Source organism: Proteus sp. G2674 (genome assembly GCF_009915195.1).
Classification (GTDB): domain Bacteria; phylum Pseudomonadota; class Gammaproteobacteria; order Enterobacterales; family Enterobacteriaceae; genus Proteus; species Proteus mirabilis.
The window spans coordinates 208737-228905 of the sequence record NZ_JAABLS010000014.1 but is presented as its reverse complement, the minus strand read 5'-3'; the positions used below and the strand labels follow the sequence as shown (position 1 = coordinate 228905).

13 protein-coding genes and 1 pseudogene are annotated in these 20169 nt (G+C 38.7%); 5 read left to right on the top strand and 9 right to left on the bottom strand.

The genetic code is table 11. The annotated features are described in order from the left end of the window. Window positions 1–464, top strand: a pseudogene (locus tag GWI58_RS07125) (hypothetical protein); the annotation flags it as partial. Window positions 465–565: 101 nt separating this feature from the next. Here the strand turns inward: GWI58_RS07125 and brnQ are convergent. From brnQ to phoB, 3 genes are all read right to left on the bottom strand, one after another. Then, window positions 566–1903, bottom strand: coding sequence for a branched-chain amino acid transport system II carrier protein (brnQ, locus tag GWI58_RS07120; protein ID WP_020945192.1), 1338 nt, complete (start codon window positions 1901–1903; stop codon window positions 566–568). Window positions 1904–2400: 497 nt separating this feature from the next. Beyond that, on the bottom strand, window positions 2401–3693 hold the full coding sequence (gene phoR / locus GWI58_RS07115; RefSeq protein ID WP_094959418.1) for a phosphate regulon sensor histidine kinase PhoR: 1293 nt from the start codon (window positions 3691–3693) through the stop codon (window positions 2401–2403). 23 nt (window positions 3694–3716) lie between these two features. After that, window positions 3717–4406, bottom strand: a complete 690-nt coding sequence (gene phoB / locus GWI58_RS07110) for a phosphate regulon transcriptional regulator PhoB (RefSeq protein ID WP_004249004.1) — start codon at window positions 4404–4406, stop codon at window positions 3717–3719. A 221-nt stretch (window positions 4407–4627) separates the two neighbouring features. Here phoB and sbcD point away from each other — a divergent pair, with 221 nt between their 5' ends. From sbcD to GWI58_RS07095, 3 genes are all read left to right on the top strand, one after another. After that, window positions 4628–5860, top strand: a complete 1233-nt coding sequence (gene sbcD / locus GWI58_RS07105) for an exonuclease subunit SbcD (protein ID WP_161769039.1) — start codon at window positions 4628–4630, stop codon at window positions 5858–5860. Then, on the top strand, window positions 5857–9582 hold the full coding sequence (locus GWI58_RS07100; RefSeq protein WP_110229756.1) for an AAA family ATPase: 3726 nt from the start codon (window positions 5857–5859) through the stop codon (window positions 9580–9582). The genes sbcD and GWI58_RS07100 overlap by 4 nt, the downstream gene beginning before the upstream one ends. A gap of 129 nt (window positions 9583–9711) precedes the next feature. Then, window positions 9712–10311 (top strand): nitroreductase family protein, encoded by a 600-nt coding sequence (locus GWI58_RS07095; RefSeq protein WP_004245165.1) that lies wholly within the window; start codon window positions 9712–9714, stop codon window positions 10309–10311. A 297-nt stretch (window positions 10312–10608) separates the two neighbouring features. Here the strand turns inward: GWI58_RS07095 and GWI58_RS07090 are convergent, their stop codons facing one another. The 4 genes from GWI58_RS07090 to GWI58_RS07075 form a co-directional block, all read right to left on the bottom strand. After that, window positions 10609–12231 carry a bifunctional metallophosphatase/5'-nucleotidase gene (locus tag GWI58_RS07090; RefSeq protein WP_004245168.1) on the bottom strand — a complete coding sequence of 541 codons (1623 nt, stop codon included), beginning with the start codon at window positions 12229–12231 and terminating at the stop codon, window positions 10609–10611. Between the two features lie 18 nt (window positions 12232–12249). Next, complete coding sequence (locus GWI58_RS07085) at window positions 12250–13026, bottom strand: ribonuclease T2 family protein (RefSeq protein WP_004245169.1); 777 nt, start codon at window positions 13024–13026, stop codon at window positions 12250–12252. 82 nt (window positions 13027–13108) lie between these two features. Then, window positions 13109–15064: a bifunctional 2',3'-cyclic-nucleotide 2'-phosphodiesterase/3'-nucleotidase gene (locus tag GWI58_RS07080; RefSeq protein WP_004248998.1), complete on the bottom strand. Its 1956-nt coding sequence runs from the start codon at window positions 15062–15064 to the stop codon at window positions 13109–13111. 86 nt (window positions 15065–15150) lie between these two features. Further along, entirely contained in the window at window positions 15151–16335 is a 1185-nt protein-coding gene (locus tag GWI58_RS07075; protein ID WP_223310093.1) for a porin, read from the bottom strand. Window positions 16336–17667: 1332 nt separating this feature from the next. On the opposite strand from GWI58_RS07075, the gene rdgC reads away from it, so the two are divergent. Then, a complete protein-coding gene (gene rdgC, locus GWI58_RS07070) occupies window positions 17668–18576 on the top strand; it encodes a recombination-associated protein RdgC (protein WP_017827380.1) in 909 nt (302 codons plus the stop codon). Window positions 18577–18656: 80 nt separating this feature from the next. Here rdgC and yedF read toward each other — a convergent pair whose 3' ends face one another. Both yedF and yedE read right to left on the bottom strand, forming a co-directional pair. After that, window positions 18657–18899 (bottom strand): sulfurtransferase-like selenium metabolism protein YedF, encoded by a 243-nt coding sequence (gene yedF, locus GWI58_RS07065; RefSeq protein ID WP_004245173.1) that lies wholly within the window; start codon window positions 18897–18899, stop codon window positions 18657–18659. Continuing rightward, complete coding sequence (gene yedE, locus GWI58_RS07060) at window positions 18896–20122, bottom strand: selenium metabolism membrane protein YedE/FdhT (RefSeq protein WP_004245174.1); 1227 nt, start codon at window positions 20120–20122, stop codon at window positions 18896–18898. The genes yedF and yedE overlap by 4 nt, the downstream gene beginning before the upstream one ends. Between the last annotated feature and the right edge of the window lie 47 nt (window positions 20123–20169).

Here is a 20169-nt window from a genome sequence, read left to right as displayed (position 1 = left end):
TAATTTTTTTCCCCGGTTTTTTATGGCTATTTGGCTATCTCTCTTTCTTTACGCCTCCTGTGTACCTTACTGCGGATAGGCAAAGAGGAATACTGTATAGCTATGGCATGGGGAAAGTGCGTTTAACCCGCTATAAAGAGGCGCAATTTGGTTATGCGGGCAATATGTTGGCAATTAAACTATATGGCATTAATGAAAAAACAGGCCAATTAAAAACGATCCTCTATCGCCCCAATGTGTCCCACTACTCCAGTTTCCTAACCAGTACTGACAGTGAAAACCACCGTTTTATCACTTTCCTTAATGCCTATATGCAACAAGGCCGAGATGCTGTTTCATCGGTTGATTACCAAGCCCGTAAGCCCTTTTTATCTTTTGGTAAAAACCCACTTCCTGCTGATTTTGAGCAACAGGTCAAACAGATTCTGGCAAAGCTTGATCAGGAGAAAGAACATCATGCGTAGTTTGGTGAATGGCAGATAAATTATTAAAGAGGTCTATTGAATACATAAAATTAAGCGGGATAAAAATTCTTTCCCGCTTTTTGTTATTTATTTAAAATTAATTATTTGTTTATCCCAGAGTGGATCACTTTTTTATGTTGTGAGCCAGCTACTTTATCGTAAATAGCGCATATAACAATAGTCACTAATACAGGAATTAACCACGCTAATCCTTGCTCACTTAATGGTAATTTAGCCGCCCAATCCGGTAATAAATGTTTTAAATGCTCAGATGCTTTAATGGCATCAAAAATGCCAAAAAATAAGCTTATTGCCATTGCAGGGGCAATAATGCGGCTTGGATTATGCCAAAAACGTAAAGTGAAACTCATCAGAATAATCACAATACAAGGAGGATAAATCATCACCAGAACAGGAATGGAGAACGCAATCAGTTTACTTAAACCAAGATTAGAGACTACCGCGGAAAATACAGCCAAAATCAATACTAATGTACGATAAGAAATAGGCAAATAGCGGCTAAAAAACTCCGCACAAGCACAAGTTAAACCTACCGCTGTCACCATACAAGCTAAGAAAATAAGCAGAGCTAAAAAGAAACTACCAAAATTACCGAAAGTATGTTGCACATAAGCATGTAAAATATCTGCGCCATCTTTTGCTTCTGGAATAATGCTGCCGCTAGCAGAACCAAGCTTAAATAAACTAAGATAAATCGCCGTTAATAACACACCCGCGATAATTCCCGCCCACATAGTATAACGTGTTAATAAAGACGAATTATCAATCCCTCTTGAGCGGGCCGCATTGACAATAACAATACCAAAGACCATCGCGCCTAACGTATCCATGGTAAGATAACCATTAATAAAACCTTGGGTAAATGCCATATCTTGATACGCTTGTGTAGCGGGGATCGGCGTTCCTGCAGGCCAAAATAGCGCAGCTAACCCTAATACAGCTAAGGCTAAAATTTTAATCGGTGCCAGAATGTGACCAACACTATCAAGTAATTTTCCCGGATACAGTGAAATACCGATAACAATTAAAAAGTAAATAACACTATAAATAAGTAAGGCAATATCACTATCACCCACTAAAGGGGCAATACCAACTTTAAAAGAGACCGTTGCGGTTCGCGGGGTGGCAAATAAAGGGCCGACAGCAAGATAAGCGACTATTGCTAATAAAAGTCCCATAGATTTACCAATAGGAGTGCTTAATGCTTCAATTCCTCCTCCCACTTTCGCTAATGCCACCACTGTTAGTACAGGTAAGCCAACTCCGGTTAGCAAAAAACCAATGGCCGCAGTCCAAACAAATTCCCCTGATTGCAACCCCACCATTGGGGGAAAAATAATATTCCCTGCTCCAACAAATAGAGCAAAAGTCATAAAACCTAATGCCAGAATGTCTCTGGAAGTTAATCGATGTGCCATAAGATTTGTTAATATATCGTTATTAGATGGTTAATTTACATTTACTATATAAAGTAAATACAACAAAAATATCAGCAGTATCTATTTTGCTTCATGATGAGTTATTCAGAATAATATTTAAGAATAATCATTTTACACAGAGCAATCACATATTAAATAGAAAAAAGCGCCGATAACTGCTCACAAGTAAAACTTTTATAATGAAAAAAGGCAATAGCTGATCTAAAAAGCAGAATAATCATCTAAAGTATTTTTTCAGGCCAGTGATAACTGTTATATATCGCCAATTATCCCCGATATGATTTGTATATTTTTTACACAATAAACGGCAATCTAGCCATCAATTAAAGTTCCCATTAATTAATAATATTAAAATTTAACGCTACGATATTAGATTTTATTGATATTGATTTGATGGGTATATGACAAAAATACCTTTATCACCTCTTTTAAAAATAGGTAATAAAGGTACTAATAAAATAAGGATAAAAACGAAATTATTTTTTTTCTGTTAACAATGTTTGCGGCATGATAAAAGAAAAAGTGCTTCCTACACCGACTTTACTTTCAATATTCAGTATTGAGTGATGATGTTGTAAGGACTTTTTGACAATCGCCAATCCAAGCCCTGTACCACCGGTGTGGCGGGAGCGCGCTTTATCTACACGATAAAAACGTTCGGTTAAGCGCGTTAAATGTTCAGCACTGATACCCGGCCCATTATCTGACACACTAAACAACATACCTTGTGGTACTTTTTTCCAACTCACGCGAATAGTCGTACCCTCAGGGGTATGATTTATAGCGTTATAGACAAGGTTAGATACGGCACTACGCAATTGCTCTTCATTACCACGAACAGCCCATTTATGGTCAATATCAAAGATGATATTTTGTTGTTCTTGGCTTAATGAGTGCGCGTCATGCTCAAGCACGCTTAATAGCGCAGGCATATCGACAACCGTGTTCAAATCAATATGAGGCGCAGATTCAATACGTGAAAGCTGTAACAGTTGTTGTACTAATAAGTCCATACGCTTTGCTTGCTCTTGCATGGTCTTAATCACTTTATGTTCAGCCGGGTTTTCTGCGGTATTCTCTTCCATCATCTCAAGATAGCCTTGAATAACCGTTAAAGGTGTTCTTAATTCATGGCTCACATTAGCAAAAAAATCACGTCGCGAATTTTCTAACTTATTCTTCTCGGTAACATCGCGAGCAACCATTAAACGTTGATCATGCGCATAAGGCATCACCCGAAATTCAACAATAGCACCATTATTTAATGCAATAGTTAAAGGGCGGCTAAAATCGGCGACGGTGAAATAATGTAAAAAATCGGGATAGCGCAATAAATTAAAAATATTTTGTCCATTATCATCAGGCCAACGAAAGCCTAGAAGATGCTGAGCAAGACTATTACACCAAAAGATATTTCCTTCATTAGTGATCATCACAACGGCATCTGGTAGGCTCTCCGCCCCGCTACGAAAACGCTTAATTAAATCACCTAATTCTCGACGGCGTTTACGGTTACGTTGCTGTGTTTGTCGTATACCATAAAAAATAGGCTCCCAGCCCCCTTTCCCTTCTGGAGGTAATACCGATCTATCGAGCCATAACCATTTAGATAATTTCATTAAATTATAGGCGTGCCATATCAAGGCACTCAGTAATGAGACCACTAGCAACCAAGGAAGGTGGCCGATAAATAGTGATAATACAAAGGCAGGTAAACAAAATAGAAATAGCCCCCACACGAGGGCTTTCCATGAGAGTCGTTCTAACACCAGTTAATTACTCCCTTATCAACTCAAAATCGAGCAGAGAAACGATATCCCGTTCCTCGTACCGTTTGTATCATTCGGTCATGGCCATCTTGCTCTATAGCTTTACGCAATCGACGAATATGTACATCGACAGTACGATCTTCGACATAAACATTGGTGCCCCAAACATAGTTTAGCAACTGCTCTCGGCTATATACACGTTCGGGATGGGTCATAAAAAAGTGGAGAAGTTTAAATTCGGTAGGCCCCATATCAATGGGTTTATCTTGACTGGTAACTCTATGTGAAACAGGATCAAGACTTAATCCATTAAATTCAATCACATCTTCTGCCGACATCGGTGACAATCGTCGTAAAATAGCCTTTACCCGAGCCACCAGCTCTTTAGGCGAAAAAGGTTTAATCACATAGTCGTCTGCGCCTGTTTCGAGACCTTTGACTTTATCTTCTTCTTCCCCTTTTGCTGTTAGCATAATAATAGGAATATCACGGGTATTATTTTCACGCTTCATCTGTTTAATCACTTGGATACCCGAGCCTCCGGGGATCATCCAATCTAATAAAACCAGATCAGGGTAAGGGTCAATCAGAAAACTCAATGCAGTATCATAGTCCTCAGCTTCAATAGGCTGAAAACCATTTTGCTCTAATACAAAACAGATCATCTCTCGAATTGCGGTTTCATCTTCAACAACAAGAATACGCCTTGCCATACTCTATCCTGTGTTATTTATATAGAGGGTCATAATGATTATGAGGCACTTTTATGACAGATTTATGACTGACTATGACAATACTGGAATACAGTGTCATTGTTAAGGTAAATAAGGCTAAAATTGGTGTAATTTCACTCAAAATACGTAGCTCATAGGTGGATTTTCACTAAAAAAGTAAGGTGCGCTATACTGACGGCAGTTAACATTAAGGGATAGCAATGCGGATTATTCACACCTCAGATTGGCATTTAGGACAATATTTTTTTACAAAAACTCGCGCCCAAGAGCACCAACAATTTCTCGATTGGCTATTAGCGCAAATCCGTGAACAACAAGTTGATGCAGTTATTGTTGCAGGGGATATCTTTGATACTGGCTCCCCCCCCAGTTATGCCCGAGAGCTTTATAATCGATTTGTCGTCGCAATAAGAGATACTCAGTGCCAACTGATTATTTTAGGGGGTAATCATGATTCTGTGGCAACGCTAAATGAATCTAAATCACTGTTAGCGTGTTTAAATACCACCGTCATTGCTAATGTTCACACTGAAACCCCACAAGCCCCTATTATTCTTTATCAAAAAAATCACACACCTGGAGCATTACTTTGTGCAATCCCCTATTTACGCCCTAGAGATATGATAAATAGCAAAAGTGGGCAATCGGGAGCAGACAAACAGGGCGCTTTAAAAGAAGCGATCGCAGATTATTATCAACGCCAATATCAAGCCGCGCTCGACTTACGAAAACAACTCAATGTTAACATCCCTATCATTGCCACAGGGCATCTGACAACGATAGGCGCCAGTGTTAGCGATTCGGTACGTGAAATTTATATCGGCACATTAGAAGCCTTTAACGCAACCCTATTTCCTCCATTTGACTATATCGCCCTTGGTCATATTCATCGTCCACAGCGCGTCAATAAATCGGGTCATATTCGCTACAGTGGTTCACCTATTCCATTAAGTTTTGATGAAAGTGCACAACAGAAAAGTGTTTGTCTTATCGATTTTGAGCAAGATAAGTTAGCGGAAATGACACTATTACCCATCCCTGAGTTTCAGCTATTACGCACTCTTTCAGGCTCGCTACAAGAAATTGCCACACAACTCGAAAAGTTAGCAACACAATATAATGAAATGGATACCACGATTTGGCTAGATATTGAAGTTTCAACTCAAGATTATCTCAGTGATATTCAAACCCGTATTCAAGAGCTAACTCAATCGCCACTCTTTGAAGTGATCGCATTAAGAAGAGCGAGAAAACAACGTCAAGCACTGATGCAAAATGAGAAAGAAACCCTAACTGAACTGACTGTATATGATGTATTTGAAAGGCGCTTAGCTCAACACCAGTTTGAAACCGAGGAAGACAAAACACGGTTAACCACACTCTTTAAGCAAGCGGTTGAAATGGCAGAACAAGAGGATAACAACGCACGATGAAAATCTTAAGTCTGCGCTTTAAAAACATTAACTCACTCAAAGGCGAATGGAAAATTAACTTTGATCAAGAGCCTTTTGTTAGCAATGGGCTATTTGCCATCACAGGCCCGACAGGTGCCGGTAAAACCACGCTCTTAGATGCAATTAGTTTAGCCTTATATCACAGAACGCCACGCTTAGATAAAGTAACCCAATCTCAAAATGAATTAATGACTCGTCACACTGCAGAATGTTTAGCTGAAGTGGAATTTGAAGTTAAAGGGGTTGCCTATCGGGCATTTTGGGAACAACGTCGTGCGAATTATAAAGAAGAGGGAAACTTACAAGCCCCACAGGCTGAGTTAGCAAAAATTAATCGTTTAGGCGGTGAAGATAAAGTTTTAGCCAATAAAATTAGCCAAGTAAAAGAAAAAATAATCTCGATCACCGGATTAGATTTCGATCGCTTCACTAAATCCATGTTGTTATCACAAGGGCAATTTGCTGCATTTCTCAACGCTGATGATAAATCTCGTGCAGAGCTACTTGAAGAGCTTACTGGTACAGATATCTATCGCCATATTTCACAAACAATTTTTAAACATTGGCGCGAAGAAGAGCAGGCTTTAAATACGCTAAAACAACAAGCTCAAATGATGGCATTATTGGATGCAACAACACGCCAAGAGCTATTAACACAACAAGCTAATATTCAAACACAAATAACAAGATTACAAAAAGAACAACAGGAATACCAAGTTGCTAAGCAATGGCAAGAAAAAGCGCTAGAAATTCAGCAACAACAACAATCAGCCCAAGCGGGACTCAATGAGGCTCAACAGGCATTAAATATTGCTCAACCCGATATTCAACGCTTAGAAAAAAATGAGCCAGCAGAAAAAATTCGCCCTCTTTATGATGAAAAAAATCGTCGTCTTACAGAGCAAAACTATTTAGCAACACAGTTAACAAGCTTAAAAACAGAAAAACAGGCTATTGAACAACAAAGCCTACCTATCAATAAAAAATTGGCAGACTTTCATGAACAATTAAAAACGCATCATGAGAAAAAACAGCACACTTTACAGTTAATTCGTGAGAAGGTACTGCCTTTAGATAATCAATTGGTGCTGTTACAACAAGAAATTAGTACTAATAACCAACACAAGCATAAATTAGAAAAAATATGCGCTGAATATCTGCAACATTCTCAGTTAGCCGAGAAAAAATTAATCACCACACAACAACAAGTTAATCAATTAAATAACGACTTAACACAACACGCCTATCATGCACAACTTGCAGAAAATCTACCCTTATGGCAACACTATTTTCAGCAATATAATGAAATATCAAGCCAATATCTTGCCAACCAAAAACGAGAAACAGCAGAGCAGGAAAAAGTCATAAGTTTGGAAAAAGCATTACAACAAGCTACCCAAACATTAGCCACCCAACAAGAGCAGCTTAATTTACAGCAACAGCAACTACAATCTTATCAAACACAATTGGAAGCGCGTCAAAAAGCAGACAAACCCGATGAAATAAAACCGCGATTACAACAAATTAATCTGCAAAAAAATGCATTGGCAAAAATTATAAATTTACACACTCAATTACAACGTAATGGCAAAGAGCAGCAACATTATCAAACTACATTGAGTGAAAATCAGCAAAAAATAGCGACTCTAACCCAAACGATTGCAGAAAATGATCTGGCACTAAAAGAGAAAGCACAACATCTTAAAGATTTAAATGACAACTATCTTTTGCTACAAAAAGTCGCCGAATATGAGCAAGAGCGCGCACGTTTACTGAAAGATAAACCTTGCCCTCTATGTGGCTCAACACAACATCCTTATGTAGAAACCTATCATGACATCAAACCAGATGAGACAAAGCTACGTTTAGAAGCATTACAACAGCAGGTGCATTCACTCACCGTCACCTTAGCCGAACAGCGAACCCAACTGGTAAACTATGGCTCACAAAATAGCACCTTGAGTGACAATATCGCTCAGTTAACCCAAGAGAATAGCGTACTGACCCAACAGTGGCAGACGTTAGCACAAGCACACCATTTACCGTTAGTTGATGATGCAGATAACTTACTGACATTAGAACAATCATTAAATCAGCAAGAGCTTATTCTCACAGAAAAACTTGACAGTTATCAGCAATTAGAAGCCCAAACACATCAAAAGAATACGCATTTTCTCAATGCAAAAGAGCAATTTAATCAACAACAACAATCGGTTAAGCAACAGCAAAATGATTTAGATTATTTGCAAAAAACAATCAAAACCTATCAGCAACAAAGCGAGCACTTGCACCAACAGCAACAACAATTAGCACAACATATTCAGTCAGCGATTGAAAAACAAGGCTATACACTCCCTGAATTTGAGCAGTTCACGCCATGGTTGGCGGCTCGTCAACAAGAGCACCAGCAATATCAAAGTCAGTTAAAAGAGCTTCAGCTATTACAACAAAGCCTACGTGAACAGCAAGTGACGCAAAATGAAAAAAAACGTTATTTAGCAGAAAAACAGGCTGAACTTGAGGCGCTATTAGCAAAATTAAGCCAACAACAGCACCAACAAACACAATGGCAGGATCAACGACAAGCCTTATTTGGTTCACAATCTGTAGAACAGGTACGTAGTGAACTTGATAAACATAGCCAATTTTTACAAACCCAGATTGAGCAATATACTCAAGAAAAAAACCAACTCGAAAACCGACTTAATCAATTAATTGGCCAATATCAAGAGAGTGAAAAAGCCCTACAACGAGCAATAACACAAGCACAACAAGCCACTGAACACTATCAACACGCGTTAAAAGAGAGTCTTTTTGCCGATGAAAATGACTTTTTAGCCTCTCTATTATCGGTAGAGGAAAGGACACGTCTGCAAGAGCAGCAAAAACAGCGACTTGATAAACTTTTACAAGAAAAAACGCGCCTTGAGACCCAAGAAAAAGCCTATCAACAACACTTATTACAACAACCATTACTCTCAATCCAATGTACTGCTGAGCAATGTAATATCCATTTAGACGACTTAGCAAAGCAACACAAAGCGTTGCAAGAAACACTATTTAGTCTGCAAATACAATTACGCCAAGATGATGAAAAACGGATAGAGCAACAAACACTATTAGCGCAAATAGCCAAACAGCAAGCGCATTATGATGATTGGAGCTATTTAAATGAGTTAGTTGGCTCTGCATCTGGTGATAAATTTAGTCGCTTTGCCCAAGGATTAACCCTCGACCATCTTATCTATCTGGCTAATCGTCGCTTAGAAAAACTACATGGCCGTTACTTTTTACAACGCAAAACGACAGGTAGCCTTGAATTACAGATTGCCGATACATGGCAAGCAGATGCTCTGCGCGATACACGTACACTTTCTGGTGGAGAAAGTTTTTTAGTCAGCTTATCCCTTGCCTTAGCGTTATCTGATTTAGTCAGTAATAAGACGCAAATTGAGTCACTCTTTTTAGATGAAGGCTTTGGCACTCTCGATCCTGATACACTAGATATTGCTTTAGATGCCTTAGATAGCCTTAATGCTTCTGGCAAAATTATTGGTGTGATCAGTCATGTTGAAGCGATGAAAGAGCGTATTCCTGTACAAATAAAAGTGAAAAAAGCGGGGGGTTTAGGAATAAGTCAGCTAGCACCTGAGTTTAGATATGGTAATAAGAGCAATGAAAATCAATCAGTTAAAGACTAGCTCTAATAATTTGATGTAAGTGGTTAAAATTTTTAGATATCAATAAATCACCCACAGCGTCTATAGTATGTGCATAGATTAGCTCAGGCTAAACAGCTTTAAACGCTTATATTTATCAAGGAGATAAGCATGTCTAACGCATTTACAGAATTAATGAAAAAACGTAGAACAATTTATCATTTAGGTAATCAACTGCCTATTAGCGAAGACAGAGTTGCTACGATCATCAAAGAAGCGGTTAAAGAAAGCCCTAGCGCATTTAACTCACAAACTTCTCGTGTTGTTGTTTTATTTGGTGAACAACACCAGAAATTATGGAATATCGTTAAAGATACTCTGAAAAAATTAGTCCCTGCGGATGCATTTAGCGCAACAGAAGCCAAAATTAATAGCTTTGCTGCCGGTGCAGGCTCCATCCTTTATTTTGAAGATACTGATATCGTTAAAGGGCTTCAAGAGCAGTTCCCACTGTATGCTGAAAACTTTCCTGTTTGGTCAGAGCAAGCCAGTGGTATGGCTCAGCTTTCTGTCTGGACTGCACTTGCGGCTGAAAATGTAGGGGCATCACTGCAACACTACAATCCAATTATTGATGATGAAGTTCACGCAACTTGGGATATTCCTCGCCATTGGAAATTAAGAGCACAAATGGTCTTTGGCTCTATCGAACAAGAAGCAAGTGAGAAAAATTATATTGAAGATGACGCTCGTTTTAAAATCTTCAAATAATAGACTTTAATATAGACATCTGATCCAAATACCCTCTTTTTATTTTCATTCCTTGCCCACAGCCTCTGTGGGCTTTTTTTTGCCCACGACAAATAAAAATTTTCATGAGAGCCTATATGTAATAAATACAGTTCCAGCTTATTGGCACCCCATGAGTAAAAAAACATAAAAAAAGAGCAAAGTGCGTAATGAATACAAAGGTAGGGATGGACCCTTTGTGTTCAACACTTTGCTCTCTTTATTTAGTTACGCACCTCTCGTAAGAGGTGCTATTTTCACAAGGCGTATGAAAATATGTTATTTACGAGTAATGTTGTTCGCTTTTGGTTGAGCAATAGGTGACTGCTCAGCAAAGTATTTCACTACTGCATCAACATCTGGCACGCTGTAAACCGGATCTTTACCTTCTTTCAGTACAGAGAAGTTACTACCACCTGTTGCTAAGTATTCATTTGCAACTACACGGTAATTCGCTTTCATATCCACAGGCTTACCATCAATACGCATTGATTCAACAATCACACGTTGTCCAACAGGTGCTTTGCTGTCCCATGTATATTGGAAATTACCCGATACCGCTAATACTTGTGGACGTGAACGATCCCACTGTTGCTCTAATAAGCGTTTGATCTGCTCACCCGTTAATGTTTGTGTTAACAGTACATTAGAGAATGGTTGTACGGTATAAATAGCGTTATAAGAAACATCACCACCCGTCATATCAGCACGAATACCGCCACTGTTCATTAAGGCGATTTGTGCGCCACCCATATCTTTTGGTTTTGCCGTATATAAATGGGCATCAGCAATAACTTGACCTAGACCCGATTCGCCTGCATCGTTAGTTTGCTTGGTTAAGTTACCTTCTAGTTTACCAATAATACGGTTCGCTAATGGTGTAGCAATTTTCTCGTAAGCTTCTAACAGTTTAGTGACAGCAGGATCTTTTTCATATTTGCGGTTATCAACCCAAATATTACGCGCTTCTACATCAACAACATCTTTCGTTGTTTTATCTAATTTCAGGTCGATACGCGTTAACATGGCGCCATTAGATTGTGCAGAAGTCACTGATCTACCGTTAATAGTACAGTTATAAGCTTGGTGAGTATGACCCGTTACAACAAAGTCAACCGCTGGATCTAATTGTTCAACCACACCAAGTACTTTACCTGTAATACCATTACATGCGTTGATATTTACTGGACCACCATCACGGCGCTGTGCAGCACCTTCGTGGATCAGAACACCAATCGCCTGTACACCTTGAGCTTGTAACTTAGGCACTAAAGCGTTGATTGTTTTTGCTTCATTGTGGAAGCTTAAACCTTCAGTTCCTTTTGGTGTCACGATAGCTGCAGTACCTTCTAAAGTTAAACCAATAAAGGCAACCGGAATACCATTGAACTCTTTAATCACATATTCAGGGAATAACGTTTTACCTGTTTCGTTAACAGTCACGTTAGCCGCTAAATATTGGAAATCAGCACCTTTAAATTCTGTAGGACCTTGACAACCTGTAACTGGATGGCAACCACCGTTTTGCTTACGCAGTAACTCACCCATACCTTTATCAAATTCATGGTTACCCACTGAAGTTGCTTCTAAACCTGCTAATGAAAGCGCTTCAATGGTTGGCTCATCATGGAACATTGAAGATAACAATGGGCTAGCACCAACCATATCACCGGCAGCTACCACAATATTATTTGGGTTATCTTTTTTCAGCTCTTTGACCAGCGTAGCCATATGCTCAATACCACCAGGCTTGTTTGGACCTGGTGCTTTTAATGCACCATGGAAGTCATTGAGTGCAATCACACGGACATCAACGACGTTCGCTTCGTCATAATTTTTAGCACAACCTGCTAATAAGACGGAGCTTACTGCAAGGGCTACGAGTTTATATTTATGGTTCATTTAAGTTTTATCCCTAGATCAATATTCACGTTTCGGACAATCAATCACTTCGAAATCTTTGCTATAACAAATATAGAATTCATCTCGATTAATTTGAATTTCTTTATCCTTCAATGATGGATTATTTTCTTTTAAGAACTTAATCAATTCACTATTTGAAGGGCGGCCTTCTGGTAACACTAATGCGTCAAATAACGCTTGTTGCTGACCAAAGAATGCTTCTGGCGTATCAAAGGCACAAACGCCATGTTTTTCCCATTCACCTTGCAATAAGTCGATACCCGGTGATGAACATAAGTAAGGTTTAATCGCTGAGTATTCTAATGGTGGTAAATCCCCTTTACATAAACGAGGATGCTTGCGTATGTCTTTCCAGTCACGGCATTCATCCCATGATTTACCATCGCAGGTTTCAGCCCATAGCCCATGAACAATCCAGCCAAATTTATTATCTGAGAAACACTGGATTTCAAATTTATCGAATTCGCGTTTAGCACGCTCTTTTTCGTTATCGTTATTTAAACGCTTAATATTATTTTTTTTATAATCACAAAAAGCCGGTGAGTAATTAATGGCTAATTTAAAGTAATCTGTTGATGCTTTACTATTTTGACCATAACGATCATTTGTCGCAATATAGTCATAATTGGCAGTAGGTGCATCAGGTAAAATACAAGATACGCCTTCAACTAATTTTGCTTGCGGTTTTAATGGTTGTTTAACTTCAGGTGCTTGTGTCACACAACCCGCTAAAATAACAGCTAAAATAGCAGGTAATAGCTTTATAAAGCGCATAAAATCCCCTTAAAGAGCAATAACTGCACTCTTTCACGCCAAAACATGAGAACGACCTGCCCGAATGGACAGGTCTATAAGATTATTTCTTCTCAGTTAGGTCGATTTTGTAAATTGCAAAACCGATATCGTCATTTTCCACAAAGGTCATTGGATACTGAGCAAAATCTTTAATAAAGTTAGCGGCTTTTTCACTTGGTGAAGTTTCAAAGCGAACATCTAATTGTTTATCTGTCTTAATCGGTAAGAAAGACCAATTATTCGCAGCTTTTGTTGCAACTTCGCCATTTTCTTTCGTTTGCTTAGCAATATAAGAAGCTAAGATTGCACGGTTTTCATCTGGTGATGCAAAGGCGATATTGCTTTCACCTGTACCCGCAAATTTACCACCGTATCCACGATAGTTATTGGTTGCAATTAAGAAAGTTGCTTTAGGATCGATAGGTTTGCCTTGGTAAGTGACATTTTTGATACGGTTTGCATCTTTATTGACAACTTGGCAATCAACGTCATATTTAGCAGGCTGAGTTAAATCAACTTTATATTCTACGCCACTGATAGTGTCGAAGTTATAAGTACGGAAACCATCCCAGTTGATTAAGTATTGTGGTTTGGTTGAGTTAGGATCAACTTGGTTCCACATACCCGCTGAACATTCTAACCACTCAACAACATCTGCACCGGTCGCTTTTACAACCACTAATGTATTTGGATACAGATATAAGTCTGCTGCGTTACGGAATGTTAAGTCACCCTTTTCTACTTCAACGAAGTCTGCAGGTGCATTTTTACGTCCGCCGGCTTTAAATGGTGCTGCAGCACCTAATACTGGCAGGCCGTCTAAGTTCGGATCACCTTGAATAAAGTGTTTAGTATAATCAACTTGTGCATCGTTAACGATTTGTACCGTTGGATCACTTTGTACTAAAGCTAAGAAGCTATACATATTAGCTGACGCTTTACCAATATGTTTTCCGACGAAATCACGGGTACCTTGGTGTGCTTTTTCAATAATTTGCGCTAACTCGGCATCACGTTCAACTAATGCTTTTTTGTTTGCTTTATCAAAGATAGGACGCGCTTCACCTGTTGCTTGGGTCATCACCCATTTGCCGCTGTCGTTATTGATAACCATATCGACAACACCTAAGTGATCACCCCATTGGCCTGGCATTACTGCTGGAACACCATTTACAGTGCCTTTAGCAACATCAACACCTTTAATGCCTTCAAATTCTTTACTTGGGAATACGCCGTGAGCATGACCAAACATAATAGCGTTAATGCCATCAACTTCACTCAGATAATAGACTGAGTTTTCAGCCATAGCTTTATAAGGCTCAGAAGAAAAACCAGAGTGAGGGATAGCCACAATCAGATCCGCACCCTCTTTTTTCATTTGAGGAACGAATTTTTTCGCTGTTTCTGTAATATCATTGACAACGACTTTTCCATCCAGATTGGCTTTATCCCAGATTAAAATCTGTGGTGGTACAAAGCCGATATAACCAATCTTGATAGTGTGCTCTTTGCCATCACGATCTTTTACTGGTGTATCAACAATGATATAAGGTGTGAAATAGTTTTTGCCTGTTTTCGCATCCATGATATTGGCATTGATATATGGGAATTCAGCGCCCGCAATGGCTTTTTTCAGGTAATCTAAACCATAGTTAAATTCATGATTACCAAAGTTACCTACGGTATACCCCATGGTATTCATTAACTGGTGCGCTGGATGAGCTTCCCCTTTCTCTAAGCCTTTAGCTGCTTGATAGTCAGCCAGTGGACTACCTTGGATCAAGTCACCGTTATCCACTAAAATCGCATTGGTTGCTTCAGCTTTCGCGGCTTTAATTAAATTCGCCGTACGAACATAACCAAACTGTTCTGTTGGTTTGTCTTTGAAGTAGTCAAAGTCGATTAAGTTACTGTGAACATCCGAAGTCTCCATAATACGGAGATCGACTGTCGCAGCATTCACATTGAATGCGACCAACATTGCTAATGTTGAGATTTTCAACACATTCTTAACCATTACACACCCCTTATATATTGGTTAACAGGAGAGCACAGTTGCTCTCCTTTTATTACTTCTGTCAAACAATACTTGCTTTGATAAAACTAGAAGTACAGACGCATACCAGTTTCAAAGATATATTGTTTTTTATCTTCATAAGCTGGGTTTTCGCTACGAGCATCATCATATGCCATTTCAGCGAATAAACGTAAGTTGTTGTATTTAGATACCGCAAAACGTTTATCTACACCCACAGTATAGGTTTCTTTTTTGTAGTTGAAAGTGTTAGCATCGCCATCACGCAGGTAATAACCCGCATACATACCACTTTCGATACGATCCCAGTGCCATTTCACACCAACACCATATAAATTCGCTTTCCAATCGCCTTTAACTGAGTTCCATCTGTAATCTTTTTCTGAGGCATTGCTCGCTAAAGTTAAGCCTGAGTTTTTCCCACGAGATTGACCATAGTCGATACCGATAGAGAATTCGCGACCAGGGAAGAAGTATTCTGCACCGAATGCTAAGATACTATTTTCTGGTGTTTTACCTCGAACCGTACTTTTACTGCTATGGGTTGCTTCACCTTTAGCTGCAGAATAACCCGCATCAAACTCTAAACCGAAGGTTGATTTATAAAAACCAACAATGGAGTAAGCACGAGTAATATCACCGGTAGTACGAGTATTATCATCCCCAGTTTTACCCGTTATCGTACCTGCAAGCTTAAACCCTTCATAACGGTTTGTTTCAATAAAGATAGTTTGTGGTAAACGAGTCATAAAGTTGTTTTTACCAACCCCTTTACCATCAGCATAACCATTGCTATAACCCACAGCGCGGCCTAATACATCACTAAAGTAAAATACCCCTGTATTACCATAGCCGTAGCTTGATTTTTTTACCCAGTCAATCGGGATATAAGTACGACCAAATTGGATTTGTCCATAATCGCGATGAGAAAAACCAACATAGCCTACACGGTTATACATCTCAAAATTAGATTTAGGGTTATCACTATTGGTTTTTTGAGTATCTGAACCCCACTCTAATTTACCAAACACTTTGATATCGTTAGTCAGTTCATGGGAACCAAAGAAACCGATACGGCTACCATCATCATTCATTTTCATTTCATGATTTTGGCTAGTCACTTGCGTTTTTAAACGGAACTGACCGTTAACATCAAAACGTGTACCTTTATCGTTGTACACATTTACTGCGTTTGCAGATCCCGACAGAACCAATAAACCTACCAGCGCTGCTAAAGGCTTTAAGCTTTTCATGATTAAAATACCCATCTATTTTCTATAGTTTTATGATTTTCTTTCTAAGGTTAAAAATAATACCGCCGTCTATGATTAACCCTGATTTCAGTTCAAAGAGCCGCCGCCACGGATCTCAAACAAGAAAATCGCTTTTACAACCGTTCATTTTTATAACTGCTATTATTACTCTACTTAATTTTCTTACAGGCTTTAATTTCCTTGACACAGAGATATTCACCAATAAGACACAAAAATAATGTCCTCATTACTATTTAAATAAGGGCATTGCTTTTATTTCTATCCACAAATCGAGTAGAGCATTGAATTTTCGCTGGCATGTTACTCAAAAAAAAGCCTAACTTTCGTGATATAGCCCACAATTACATCAAAGTATATTTTCATGGTTACATACCTAAGTGATGAGCTTCACAATTAAGCTTAAAGATACGTATTTTTTGAACTTAATCAACTTTTTCAAAATACCATTTTTTAATTTTTCTTTTATATTTCATTTTGTTACATAGCTAATGTTTTTGCTAATAAAAAAATTTACCTTGCTATTTAATATATTTAAAAGGACGTATTATTTTTAACCACTAAATAAATAACCCTAAAGATTTAAATATTATTATCTCAATTTTATAATTTTCTATTTTTATATTTACTTGTTATTTAAATAAGCTTAAAAATAAATTTAACTACAATTTAACTCGCAGTAATGAATGACCTACACACTTTATAAGGATAATTAACTAAAAATATTAACCAAGATAGGACAAGAGTAAGGTTTAATTACAATCTCTAATCAATGTTTGTTTATGAACTACGGATTCTATTAATCATAACTAAAGCTAAACTATAACCATAGTTAACATAAAAAGGCTATTTATGCGTTTTTGTCAATTTTCCGCAAAAAAATATTTATATTTGTGATTTAGATCACCATCATTACCATGAAAAACAACCTGTTACTTTTTCTTAAAACTGTGATAAAAATCACACCCAATCGTCAAGATAAATTTTCTTTTGTAAATTAATGCAGAGATAAATCTGAAAGTGTTGCAAAGAAAGCGTTCAAAAATAGGATAAAAACTCAACTACGTGATAATTATCACATTACGACAATTCTTGAGATTTAGATTATCTCCCCCGTAAAACGATAAGTTAATTAGCAGCAAATAAGAATAAAACTCATTTTCATAAAGTAATTTTACTAATTATTCGATTCAGCTTGAGCACTGTTTTTATACTGTGAGCCGATAATAAATTTCTTTTAAAGGATATTACCTTTTAGATACTGCTAACATTCAGTATCATATTGCTGTTAATCATGATTAAGGGGAATGTCAGATGCTGTGGTTTAAAAATATTTTGGTCTATCGCTTAAATAAAGAGATAGCGCTGTCAATGGATGAGTTAGAACAACAGCTGGCTTCATTAGCATTCACCCCTTGTAGTAGCCAAGATATGACCAAAACGGGTTGGGTTTCACCTATGGGTGATCGTGGCGAAGCACTTATCCATGTTGCAGGTAAACAAGTCATGATGTGCGCACGGAAAGAAGATAAGATCCTCCCCGCCACCGTCATTAAGCAAGCGCTACAAGATAAAGTTGAAAAGTTAGAGGGTGAACAAGGTCGTAAATTAAAGAAAACCGAAAAAGCGACATTAAAAGATGAAGTTGTCCACACGTTACTTCCTCGCGCATTTAGCAAGTTCTCACAAACCTTTATTTGGTTAGATTTAGATAAGCAATTAGTGATTGTTGATTCAGGTAGTGCAAAACGTGCCGAAGATAATTTAGCCTTATTGCGTAAAACATTAGGTTCGCTACCCGTGGTGCCACTCAATTTTAATGAGTCTGTCGAATCAAAAATGACACAATGGGTTCGTTCCGGTGAACTCCCTGCTGGTTTTACATTAATGGATGAAGCCGAGCTTAAAGCGGTATTAGAAGAAGGTGGCGTGATACGTTGTAAGAAACAAGAGCTTGTCTCTGATGAAATTGCCACTCATATTGAAGCCGGTAAGTTTGTCACCAAGCTTTCTCTTGATTGGGAAGATCGCCTGCAATTCATGCTTTGTGATGATGGTTCTATCAAGCGCATTAAATTTAGTGATACCTTACGTGAGCAAAACGATGATATTGATAAAGCCGATTTTGCCCAGCGTTTTGATGCCGATTTTGTCTTAATGACAGGTGAACTAAGCGCGCTAATTGAAAGGGTTACCGAAGTACTTGGTGGTGAAGCCGAGTAATTTTATCACCCGATATCATAGTACAAAAAACAGCCTATCTCACGCTATGATCAGGCTGTTTTTTATCAATTATTCCGCCGCTATTTTTGAATTAAATAGCGTATTGTCGGCCCATCTTGCTGAATATCTAATACGGTATAACCGTAGTTTTTCGCATCTAAGGGAATATTATTAATAGACTGAGGACAATCGCTTACCACTTCAAGGATCTCACCTTTTTTCAGTGACGGCATCGCTTCTAATGTTGCCACCGCAGGATAAGGACAAGGCTCACCGACCATATCAAGACGATAATCTGGCACTATGGTTTTTTTCTCGTTCATGCGATTTCCTTATTAATTTGTGTTGAAAGCGCTTGCGCTTGTTGCGCTCTTTTGCGGAAGAAATGTTTTTCCCACCAAAGTAGTAATATAAAAGAGAGACCAAGTAGCAGGTAGGTGATGGCTAATCCACCAACTGGACCAAAGGTATCTAATAGGTTGATTTTATCGTAGTCGGTAGCCAGTACCGCAGAAAAATCATCCCAATAGTACGCCAGTATTGTTGAACCAATCACGTTACCTAAACCTACCCACCAAAAGTGGATCTGCCCTTCAACTGCACGATACATCCAGCCTGTTTCACAACCACCAGCAAGCACGATACCAAAACCAAACAACAAACCACCAATAACTGCATTAGGACCGGCCCACATAATTTTCGGTGCAGCACCTAATTGTACATAGCTAAAAATACCCACTGCACTTACCGCCATACCGATAATAATCGCTTTCGCCATATGCGTTCTACCGGTTATCCATAAGTCACGAAATGCGGAAGTAAAACAGATTTGCGCACGTTCAATTAAGATCCCAAAGCCAATTCCCCCCAGCATAGCAAAGCCGAGTTTGGGTGAATCAAATAGAATGATTAATGACCATGCGATCATGGCAAAAAAGATAACCATCCCCAATCGAAAGCGACGTTTTGCACGTTGTTTATCTTGCGTAATAGGTGATGCTTTACTGACTTTTTGCAGTTTTACCGGTATACGAAATAGTGGCATTAATGAAAGTTTGGCACCAAAATAAGAGCCAATAGCAGTAGCAACAGCAAAGAACCAAGCATGCAATGAAAATTGAGGAATACCGGTAAAGAATGCCGCGAGGTTACACCCCATAGCTAAACGAGCACCAAATCCGGCAATAATACCGCCCAAAACGGCCTGAAGAATACGCACTTTATGCTGAGGATGACGAAGTTTGACATTATTGGCCCAAAGTGCTGCCATAATACAACCACCAAACATCCCAATAATCATTACCCCATCAATACGAGTGAGTGGTGTCCCTTCAAGACCAATGATTTTAAAGTAACCCCATTCTTCTGGATGCGCACCAAACCATTGCATCACATGACCGCCCCAGCGAGTAAACTCACCAGTAACTGCCCAGAAAGTGCCGGTTAAACCAAAGTAGTAAGTAGATAAGATACCTGCTGCAATAACCGCCGGAAGAGGCTTCCAGAAACGGATCAGGTATTGAGATTTAAATTCTGACCAAGACATGTTTTTCCCTAGAACTTACCCCCACGAGAGACCCTCTCCACGCAGTA

Coding starts and splice junctions, on each gene's coding strand:
- brnQ (WP_020945192.1), bottom strand. CDS start 1,903: ATGGCACATCGATTAACTTCCAGAGACATTCTGGCATTAGGTTTTATG.
- phoB (WP_004249004.1), bottom strand. CDS start 4,406: ATGGCAAGGCGTATTCTTGTTGTTGAAGATGAAACCGCAATTCGAGAG.
- sbcD (WP_161769039.1), top strand. CDS start 4,628: ATGCGGATTATTCACACCTCAGATTGGCATTTAGGACAATATTTTTTT.
- GWI58_RS07100 (WP_110229756.1), top strand. CDS start 5,857: ATGAAAATCTTAAGTCTGCGCTTTAAAAACATTAACTCACTCAAAGGC.
- GWI58_RS07095 (WP_004245165.1), top strand. CDS start 9,712: ATGTCTAACGCATTTACAGAATTAATGAAAAAACGTAGAACAATTTAT.
- GWI58_RS07090 (WP_004245168.1), bottom strand. CDS start 12,231: ATGAACCATAAATATAAACTCGTAGCCCTTGCAGTAAGCTCCGTCTTA.
- GWI58_RS07085 (WP_004245169.1), bottom strand. CDS start 13,026: ATGCGCTTTATAAAGCTATTACCTGCTATTTTAGCTGTTATTTTAGCG.
- GWI58_RS07080 (WP_004248998.1), bottom strand. CDS start 15,064: ATGGTTAAGAATGTGTTGAAAATCTCAACATTAGCAATGTTGGTCGCA.
- GWI58_RS07075 (WP_223310093.1), bottom strand. CDS start 16,335: ATGAAAAGCTTAAAGCCTTTAGCAGCGCTGGTAGGTTTATTGGTTCTG.
- rdgC (WP_017827380.1), top strand. CDS start 17,668: ATGCTGTGGTTTAAAAATATTTTGGTCTATCGCTTAAATAAAGAGATA.
- yedF (WP_004245173.1), bottom strand. CDS start 18,899: ATGAACGAGAAAAAAACCATAGTGCCAGATTATCGTCTTGATATGGTC.
- yedE (WP_004245174.1), bottom strand. CDS start 20,122: ATGTCTTGGTCAGAATTTAAATCTCAATACCTGATCCGTTTCTGGAAG.